Raw genomic sequence first — 7,948 nt, 5'->3', positions numbered from 1 at the left:
CATCGACCAAGGCTGTCAGCTCGCATTTGTCCGATACCACCCTCCTGCGATGAAATCGGCGGGTGGTCCATCGATGACGATTGGCGCGGGGGGAGGGTGGCGGCGGAGCAGGCCCGCCAACGGAGGATTATGGCGCAGGAACTCCCCTACCTCGTTGTCGCTGCCAAAAAGCCAGATGCTGACCTACCGGCTTCCACAAGACGAACAGACGAAATTGCGACTGCGCAGAGGGCGCATGTCGCCGCTGCTGATGCCAAGGCTGGTGAGTTCGCCGGTTGCGCGATCACCGCAAGAGCAGGCGATGCCAAAAGGGCGGCTTCCCCAAGTCGCCGCCGTATGTCCGTTGTCGGTGGATGAAGCCTGGATCATGAGGCGCACGATGGCGCCGCTTGATGTTTAAAGACCACTCACCATCTGGCGAGCAAATGCTGGCAGTGCTGGGCGCGACCTTCAAACTCACGAGCCAGCACTGACAGCAAATGGTGCGGCATGCCGTCTTCAGCGAAGCTTCAGACACGTAAGCTGACCCTCAGCTTCCCAGACAATGTTGCCGTAGCGCTGGCACCGCGCCCAACGCTTCCCATCCTTCTCAAAAAATTCGGGCCCGACAGCAGCTTGAGCGCGGTTGCTGTTCGTACATGCCGCTGCAATGAGAACATCAGCGTCACAGTTTCCTTCCGCCTTTTGAATGACGGGTCCAAATGACTTTATATAGAAGTCGGACGGCTTTAATTTGATCGTGGCAATTTGATCATCGATGCGTTGCTGCAACCTAGCAACTATAGAAGTCTGATACCCCTTCAGCGGTATGAGTAGCGGCCCGTTCTCGAGCCGAAGGGCTATTACCGCATCCTCAGCACTTCTTACCTGCACCCCGTCAACGATTTGGACAATTGGAGTACGATAGCAAAGTGTCGAGAACGGGCTTTCTGGCTTGATTGTTTGCTTTTGCGCAGGCAGAGACGGCGAGCATGTTAGTCCGCCTTGAGGCACGATATCAGCTCCGAGAAGTTCCCCGCCGTTTACCGATCCGTGTGCTATCGTCAGCGACACAGCATCGTTCCCGGCTGAAATGTATTTGATGTCCCATTGTTTGCTTGCGAGTTCGAGGCATCGCTCAATCACGGGAAAAGCCTGCGAGTACACATTCTTTGCGTTTACATATTCCGTGTCGCTAAATCCCAAGGCCTCGCGCGATTGCCTGCAGAGCTGAGAGTTGCGAGATTCCTCGTAATTTCCTCCAAGACTGAACGCTTGATAAGCGATGGAAAGGCCACCACCAGCATGGGATGAGCTGGCCTCACAAGTGGCATAGTAGCGAAGGGCATTGTAGTCCCGATTGGTGAAGTTCGTGGTGTATCCCACTGCAATCGTGCTGGCCAAGGTATTGCAGCTTGAAGGCGTTGGCGCCTGGGCAAGAGCGGGTGAAACAGCAAGAATCGTAAGAGCAACGCCGCAAAGGTTACGCACGCGCATGACGTACCTCCTTTGGAAGCTCTGAAGCGAATGCCTTAAGCCGGCTTGTCGTGGTGAAAATATTCCAGTGCCGCCTTTTGCAAGTCAAGTACGACTGCGGTTGCGTTCTAAGCCCGCAACAAGCATCGTGCCCAGATCCTCGCCCGAGGCACGGCATACCGCGACCGTCCGGCCGTAGCGGTCGCGGTCCTTCTAATGGCAGACAATCGGCCGACACGCCGTCAGTGCCTGCAGCCTGGTTGCTGCCATGCGGCCGGCAGGCCAGCCATCAGGACACGTCTGCGAGAGCTCGGCCGCGTCGATGCCCCACAAACGATAAGTGACGCCGCCTTGCTTGAGCGTGTCGTCATCCGTGACCTGTGCCGCAACGGGCGACCAAAGCAACGCCGACGCGATGACAATACAGACACACCGCTGGGCGTTCACGGCTCGCGTCGCTCTTCTGCGAAACGCCTAGCGCGGTCGAAGTAATTTTCCCTACCACACCTTTTCCAGATCGCTGAAAGTGTCGTCGAGTTTGAGGCGGTCCCAGATGACTCGCTCGCCGACGGGTTTGGGTTTAGGCATCCGGCCTTCCGCAATCAGGCGGTCGAAGGCGGTGACACCGACGCCGAGGCCACGTGGTGTTGCCTCAGTCGCGCGCATTGACGTTAAGCGGCGAGGTCTTCCACACCGCCTCATAGAGTGCTGAGTCGAGGATCGGCTTAGGCGCGGGCAGATTGAGTGTCGTACGGAGCTCCGCGATGCGCTCGCGCAGCAGCGTTATCCTGTCATCCAGGCTGGCTGCGGCAACGATTTTCTGCGGCGCGACGCCCAGAAAACTGAGGACTGACGCGAGTTGCCGCTGGTCGATGCCCGACAGCGGGTCGGACGTGAACATGCCGCTGTCGCTGCCGAGATACGCGCGCTCGAACGGCGACATGAAGACCGCTGGCATCGGCTTCAGTGTCCGCAGAACCCGACCGGACCGGCTGGCGAGGGTGCCGGTGATGTCGCTTTGTGGCCACTCGGACGGATTACGACGAAACATGCCCGTCTGAAACTCGCGTATTGCCGTTCGCGTCATCGCGCTGAAGCGGCCATCATCGGCGATGCCGAGAGCTCTCTGTACTTCCTTGATTTGGGAAACGCCCGGAATCTCGCTGTCGGTTGCAGGATCTTGGATCGCAGAGATCTGCGCCAACCGCTCGATCGCAGCAGACCGAGCTTCGTCCGAGGAGTGATCGCTTGCCGCAGTTGCGGCCACTGTCACCTTCTCTTCGTTAATCCGTGTCTGCTTTAGCAAAAGGTAATCTCGAAACCTTACCCATTGATCACGGTCACCCGTCTCCGCAAGGAATGAAAAGAACTCAGCAATTATGATGCGCTTCTCGATGCGTTCATTGCGCCCTTCACTTGCCAGCTTCTCGAGGTAATCCCGACGATTGCCAACGTCTGTAGTGGAAAGCTTCCGCTGCTCTAACTGGTGCGTCTTCTCCGCTATTTGGTTCTCGTATTGATTCTTGGTTTCGAGGACCTTCTGCTCCGACTTCGCTTTGATATCGAGAGTCCGCTCTTGAGCTTGGACTTTGATCGCCTCAATGCGCTCAGAGAAAGCTGAGCGTGCCACTTCCTGAAAGAATGGGAATGCGGCAACAGCTACGCCTACGATCATTGTGCCGTAGACCACTTTGCGAACGTCCGCGCGAATCTTCTCTTTCTGCAATTCGGCTTCTAGACGAGCTTTCTCAAGCTCGAAATCGGGCGCACTTAGTGACGTCGGCGCGGGCTTTTCGGGTTCTATCGGCTTCGATGAGTCGACCATGATGAGAACCTCTCACCCCAATGGTTGCAGTTCTAGTGTAGCTTACCACCGCCGGGCTGGCAAGCCATCGTTCGGACCGACTGTTTGAGAGTAGGCACTTCCCTGACTTCGGGTCGACTGGCGTCTTAGTGATGGGGGCGCTAAGCCCGGCCGCTGGTGTTTGCCGGCCCGGCCGCTCGATGCCGGGCGACCATCGTTTTGCCGGTCACCATTCCACCTTATCCGCAAGTGCGAAACGGTTGGGACGGTAGTTCGACCATAGCGGTCCCAGGTCCTTCACTGTCCGCAGCCCGCGCCGAGGCTCGCTCTTGCTTCGCTTTTGCGCCGAAAGGGCCTCAGGAACAGCGGCCAGTGCAAATTGGTCGTGTGAGGCTTGAAATAGGCTAACGCCGCGTCCAGCCTACAAACTAGAGACAGGGGGACGCGCGAATGATTTCCTATGAAGCAAAAGAGCACGTGCAATCGGCGTTCGAAGACGTTCTGAAGACCTTGGACGCTATGGAACGTGAGCCGGATCAGGCAGAGGAGTTGAACCTCGTCGATGCCCTTTGCTCCATGGCTAACGGGCACCTGGGCTGCCAGAAAGATTGGCGAAACCCGCGGATTGGTCGCAAGCAAAGCGATTGGCATAGACGATAGTCAGCCGCGGGTGACCAAGGACATGATGCGGCGTGGCCTGATTCACGTGCGTATCCATTGCTAGAGAGATACGCCGTAGCCCGCAACCAAGCTGGCTCTTGCTCCGGAGCTCGCGGTCTAGGGCGGTCATCGCTTGCCTACTCGACGGCCTTCAACTCGACGTCGCCGGCGGCGCGCAGAAGAGCGAATGCCGTCTCTTCGCCTTCCTCGGCCCTGACGACCTTGAAGAGCCACGATTGCCCTTCAATCCGATCGCTCCTGAAGGGGCTCCCGAATGTCTCGCCTGAACCGAACATCAGCCGGCGCAAGCACCGAAGGTCATCCATGGCGCAGTCAGCGAGCTTCGCCATGAAGTGGTCGGCGGGCTTCCAGGCATCATCCTCTTGCGCCTTCGCCATGAAGACCGCGCGGGCGCTTGCGCATTCCTCATTCGAAGCGTCCGCCGTGCAGATGAAATGCTCTAGCAGCCAGACAACCTCATGCAAGAGGTCATCTGCCGTTAGCGGCTCGCCATCCTCGGAATCGATGCCCCTGTCAGGCTGCATTTCAAAGCCGATCGTTCGAAGCATGCCGACCATGTAGACCGCATCGGCCACGGTGTAGTTGCCGAAGACCGGCAAGAGGGATTTGGCCAGCAGCACGCTACCCGGTAGCGTTTCGCTCTTCACCGATGCCATGGCGTCAATGAGCGCCTGAGATGGCTTTGTGTCTTCATGCCGGCCGCGATGGATGAAGTTTGCGGCGCCCCACGCGGCATTGTGGATGCGCAACACCAGAGCCGTCGGCGATAGGGGCGGCCTCGGGGCGCGGGGGCGCGTAGGTCGCGCCGTGGCGACGGCCGTGACGCTCGCAGGCACGGAGGGTGTTTCAAAGGTAAGTGTGTCAGGCATTGTCGTTTTCCTCTCAGCTCAGGATGGATAGTCGGTCGTGACGTTGGGGATACCGAGCAACGCGCGCAGGTCGCTGATCAGGCTGGCGATGATCTGTTCGCCGAGGGAGAGTTCGTCCGGCTTTCTGGCCGGGACCTCTTGGCCCTCAATCTCGGCGAAGAGCTCCAGCTTGCGGAGGATGCCTAAGTGCGTGGTGGTCGGGTGTGCAGCCAGAGCCCGCTCAAGCGCTGCTGAAACTGTGCTCTGGCGCTCCATCTCTGGGCCCAAGCCGGCTTCGCCGGCATTGTAGTAGGCCGCGCTCGCCTGCCGGTCGAGCTGCCAAAGCAGTTCCGCTGGATCGGCGCTGGTCGATGCCGCCGCCGAAAGTGTTTCAGGCATCCCCGCTGCTTGGCTGAGATCGGCGATCAGGCGCTTAACCATGCGGGGCCAAAGCAAATTGGGACTTTCGGCCAGATAGCCGTCGAGGTTTTCCACGTCGGCAATAAGCCGAAGCTTGATGGCGGCGCCCAGCGTCGTGCCATCTCGCTTGTTCAAAAACTCTTCCTGAGCCTGATTATAGGCCTCGGCGAGGGCGTCATACTCGGCGCCGTCGACACGGCAGCTGTTGAGCGCTGCCTCCGCCGCCTTGTAGGCAGCGAATGCCTTACCGCTCGGGCAACTGAGAACGACCGTGCGTTCAGTGATCGGGGATGCCGGGATTTCGACATCGCTGGCGGGGACAATGAGAGTGTCGGGCATGGGATCTGCTCCTGGCCTACGCGGCACAAAACTGCGGTGACGCAGCAAGTGCTGCTCGGTACTTGGCGATGGCGGCCAGCGACGCTTTCATTGCCAGCCTGTGCTTCTCACGCCACGCCAAGAGCTGGCGGCGTCGGTCCTGCCGATCGAATGAGCGAATGCGTGTGATCCAGGCCTCGTCGCCGATCTCTTCGGCCAGCGAGAGCGCACGGCGCGAGTTGGGAAAGTACGTGTGGCAGTGAAGGCTAGTGCTTGCCTTGAAGACTTCGCCGCCTAGCCGCTCGCGCGGAAGGAGCTTGGACCGCGGCAGCGGCCACACCTCGCGGCCCTCCCGCGCCTGGGCCCACTCTTCTTCGTACATCGCAACGAGCGCCCAAAAGCGCAGCGAGCCCCGGCGAACCGGTGGGTTAAGAGGCCACTGATGCAGGGCAGCCAAAGCCATCAGCGCCTTGGGCTCTGCCAAGCCGTAAACCTCTTTGCGCTTCAGGGTTTCGAGATGTTGCCGCATGGCGGCAAACTCTTCGGCGGTGACGAGGCCGAGCGCGACCGGATCGGCGTTCCAGTCCACTTCGATGAACCGGCCTGCTGGGCGTTTCGACGCGCCAATGACGCTGTTCGTGATGATGCTGTCGGGCATGATGATTTTCCCCTGCTAGATGCTCGCGGTCGCATCCGACGACCTGACGATATAATACCATTTGGTATCGTTTGGTCAATACCAAATGGTATTGCATACATGCGTATGCTGTTCCCCATGCGGGGGTGGATTGTCTCAATTACAGCGCTGTGGGTTGTGGGCATCCTTGCCGGCTGCGGTGAAAGTCGGTCTCAGGCAATCGGACGCTGCCAGCTGGAGGCGTATCGCATTTACCCTGTGGAGCAGCGCTTGCTGGATAGGGCGTTGGTCATCAATGCCTGCATGCGCGCCAGCGGCTATACAGTGGCACTCGTTGACGGCTGTGAGTTAGGCCGTGCGGAATGCTGGGACACTGAGTGGGAGGCTTGGTGGCGGAAATTTACGAGGAAGGACGACCACCGTTAGCGAACTTGGATCGCCCTCGGGCGAAGACATGCCGCCTAAGGCCTCCGATACTGCGCGAGTGAGGTGAGGAACGCCCCGCGATGCCCGTTAGATGACCCGCTGTTTGACCCACTCGATATATGCAAAGCTCTCTACCGGCTGGTCCTCAAGGATTGGCGTCACGGGGTTGATACTAATCAGATGAAAAAAGCCCTTCTTGGTGCCTGGTATCAGGCGCTTAACGTAGAGCGACCCGTCCTTCACTTGCACGATTACCGGTCGTGGCGGCATGTCTTTCTTGTTTAGTGGTGGATTCCTCTGAGAAGTGAAGAACAGCACATCTCCAGTGTCGTAAAACGGTCGCATAGCCCCGCCGCGGACAACCACCGCGGCTCCTGTGTTGGACTCAAACCCGGGAGGAGAGGGGGTCCATTCGGTTTCCCCGTTAACACGATGAATCTCGTCACCGGCTCCAACGTAATGGCGAACCTCTGACTGTCGCGATCGAGATTTCGACTCAGCCGCGTATCTGGGGTCTTCACTGGCAGCGGACGAAGTATCGATTGATTTGGAGCCGCGACCATATTGGAGCCACGGGAGCCGAACATCCAAGGCCTGGGCGAGCTCCACTACAAAGCGAGGCATCACATCGTCCCGCTTCTCGATGTGATGGATGGCGACCTGTGTCACCTTACGGCGAAGGATGTTCGAAACCCGTCGGGCAAGTTCTGCCTGCGACCAATTCCGATCCTCACGCTCCTTCTTCACTCGCGCACCTAGGGCCATACCGAACGGTATCAAAAAGGACAATACCATCGGGTATTGACTGGTTGAATACCACTTGGTATTAGAGTTGGGCGATGAGCACCGTAGCCCTCTTGGAAGCGATCAAGGACGCTGGCGGCCAAGGGAAATTGGCCGCCAAAATCGGCAAGCGACAAGGCCATATTGGCAATTGGCTGCATCGGGACAAAAAGGTTCCGGCCGAAGCGTGCGCCGCAATTGAACTCGCAACGAGCGGGAAGGTCACACGCTACGACCTGCGGCCAGATGTCTTCGGACCGAAGCCCGGGCGAGACGCAGAGTGATCGTGGGCAGAAGGCTAGCCTCTGCTCGAGCGCCAATGCGCGGCCTGCTCCTTGAGCATTTCAATGGCGATTGCGAAGCCCGGGTGCCAAGCCGTCTCAGCCGCCAACATCTCTATGGCCGCCGTGGCGCCGGTAATGACCCTCAGGGTGTCTTTAGGCTTCAAGACGTCCCGTCTTTCCAGGACGACCAACAGTTCGATCACCAAGGCCCAGGCAGAGATCCCGACGGCCGCGTCCATGACGATGTGGTTCTCACGCTTGATCTTCTTCCGGGGCATGGTGGCCTCTCATT

11 protein-coding genes are annotated in these 7,948 nt (G+C 58.9%); 3 read left to right on the top strand and 8 right to left on the bottom strand.

The window, feature by feature from the left end; genetic code table 11:
- Positions 1-400 (top strand): hypothetical protein (locus tag RSO01_RS48515; protein WP_218037535.1); only part of this gene is annotated, 400 nt, incomplete at its 5' end.
- Between the two features lie 98 nt (positions 401-498).
- Here RSO01_RS48515 and RSO01_RS33215 read toward each other — a convergent pair.
- The 3 genes from RSO01_RS33215 to RSO01_RS33210 all read right to left on the bottom strand — a co-directional run bounded on the left by RSO01_RS33215 (position 499) and on the right by RSO01_RS33210 (position 3,280).
- Complete coding sequence (locus RSO01_RS33215; RefSeq protein WP_147154881.1) at positions 499-1,476, bottom strand: hypothetical protein; 978 nt, start codon at positions 1,474-1,476, stop codon at positions 499-501.
- 477 nt (positions 1,477-1,953) lie between these two features.
- A complete protein-coding gene (locus RSO01_RS47720) occupies positions 1,954-2,121 on the bottom strand; it encodes a hypothetical protein (RefSeq protein WP_170303538.1) in 168 nt (55 codons plus the stop codon).
- Complete coding sequence (locus RSO01_RS33210; protein WP_147154880.1) at positions 2,108-3,280, bottom strand: hypothetical protein; 1,173 nt, start codon at positions 3,278-3,280, stop codon at positions 2,108-2,110. The genes RSO01_RS47720 and RSO01_RS33210 overlap by 14 nt, the downstream gene beginning before the upstream one ends.
- 429 nt (positions 3,281-3,709) lie before the next feature.
- On the opposite strand from RSO01_RS33210, the gene RSO01_RS33205 reads away from it, so the two are divergent.
- A complete protein-coding gene (locus RSO01_RS33205) occupies positions 3,710-3,919 on the top strand; it encodes a hypothetical protein (protein WP_147154879.1) in 210 nt (69 codons plus the stop codon).
- Between the two features lie 137 nt (positions 3,920-4,056).
- On the opposite strand, the gene RSO01_RS33200 is transcribed toward RSO01_RS33205, so the two are convergent.
- The 4 genes from RSO01_RS33200 to RSO01_RS33185 all read right to left on the bottom strand — a co-directional run bounded on the left by RSO01_RS33200 (position 4,057) and on the right by RSO01_RS33185 (position 7,336).
- Positions 4,057-4,689, bottom strand: coding sequence for a hypothetical protein (locus RSO01_RS33200; protein WP_170303537.1), 633 nt, complete (start codon positions 4,687-4,689; stop codon positions 4,057-4,059).
- Between the two features lie 138 nt (positions 4,690-4,827).
- Positions 4,828-5,547 carry a hypothetical protein gene (locus tag RSO01_RS33195; protein WP_147154877.1) on the bottom strand — a complete coding sequence of 240 codons (720 nt, stop codon included), beginning with the start codon at positions 5,545-5,547 and terminating at the stop codon, positions 4,828-4,830.
- 16 nt (positions 5,548-5,563) lie between these two features.
- The gene (locus tag RSO01_RS33190; protein ID WP_147154876.1) at positions 5,564-6,184 is read right to left on the bottom strand and encodes a hypothetical protein; all 621 of its coding nucleotides are present in this window, start codon (positions 6,182-6,184) and stop codon (positions 5,564-5,566) included.
- Positions 6,185-6,676: 492 nt separating this feature from the next.
- A complete protein-coding gene (locus RSO01_RS33185; RefSeq protein WP_218037534.1) occupies positions 6,677-7,336 on the bottom strand; it encodes a helix-turn-helix domain-containing protein in 660 nt (219 codons plus the stop codon).
- A 92-nt stretch (positions 7,337-7,428) separates the two neighbouring features.
- On the opposite strand from RSO01_RS33185, the gene RSO01_RS33180 reads away from it, so the two are divergent.
- On the top strand, positions 7,429-7,656 hold the full coding sequence (locus RSO01_RS33180; RefSeq protein ID WP_147154875.1) for a helix-turn-helix domain-containing protein: 228 nt from the start codon (positions 7,429-7,431) through the stop codon (positions 7,654-7,656).
- 14 nt (positions 7,657-7,670) lie between these two features.
- Here the strand turns inward: RSO01_RS33180 and RSO01_RS33175 are convergent, their stop codons facing one another.
- Complete coding sequence (locus RSO01_RS33175) at positions 7,671-7,934, bottom strand: hypothetical protein (protein ID WP_147154874.1); 264 nt, start codon at positions 7,932-7,934, stop codon at positions 7,671-7,673.
- Between the last annotated feature and the right edge of the window lie 14 nt (positions 7,935-7,948).

It is taken from the genome of Reyranella soli, from assembly GCF_007992495.1.
Classification (GTDB): domain Bacteria; phylum Pseudomonadota; class Alphaproteobacteria; order Reyranellales; family Reyranellaceae; genus Reyranella; species Reyranella soli.
This window is presented reverse-complemented; position numbering and strand designations above follow the sequence as displayed.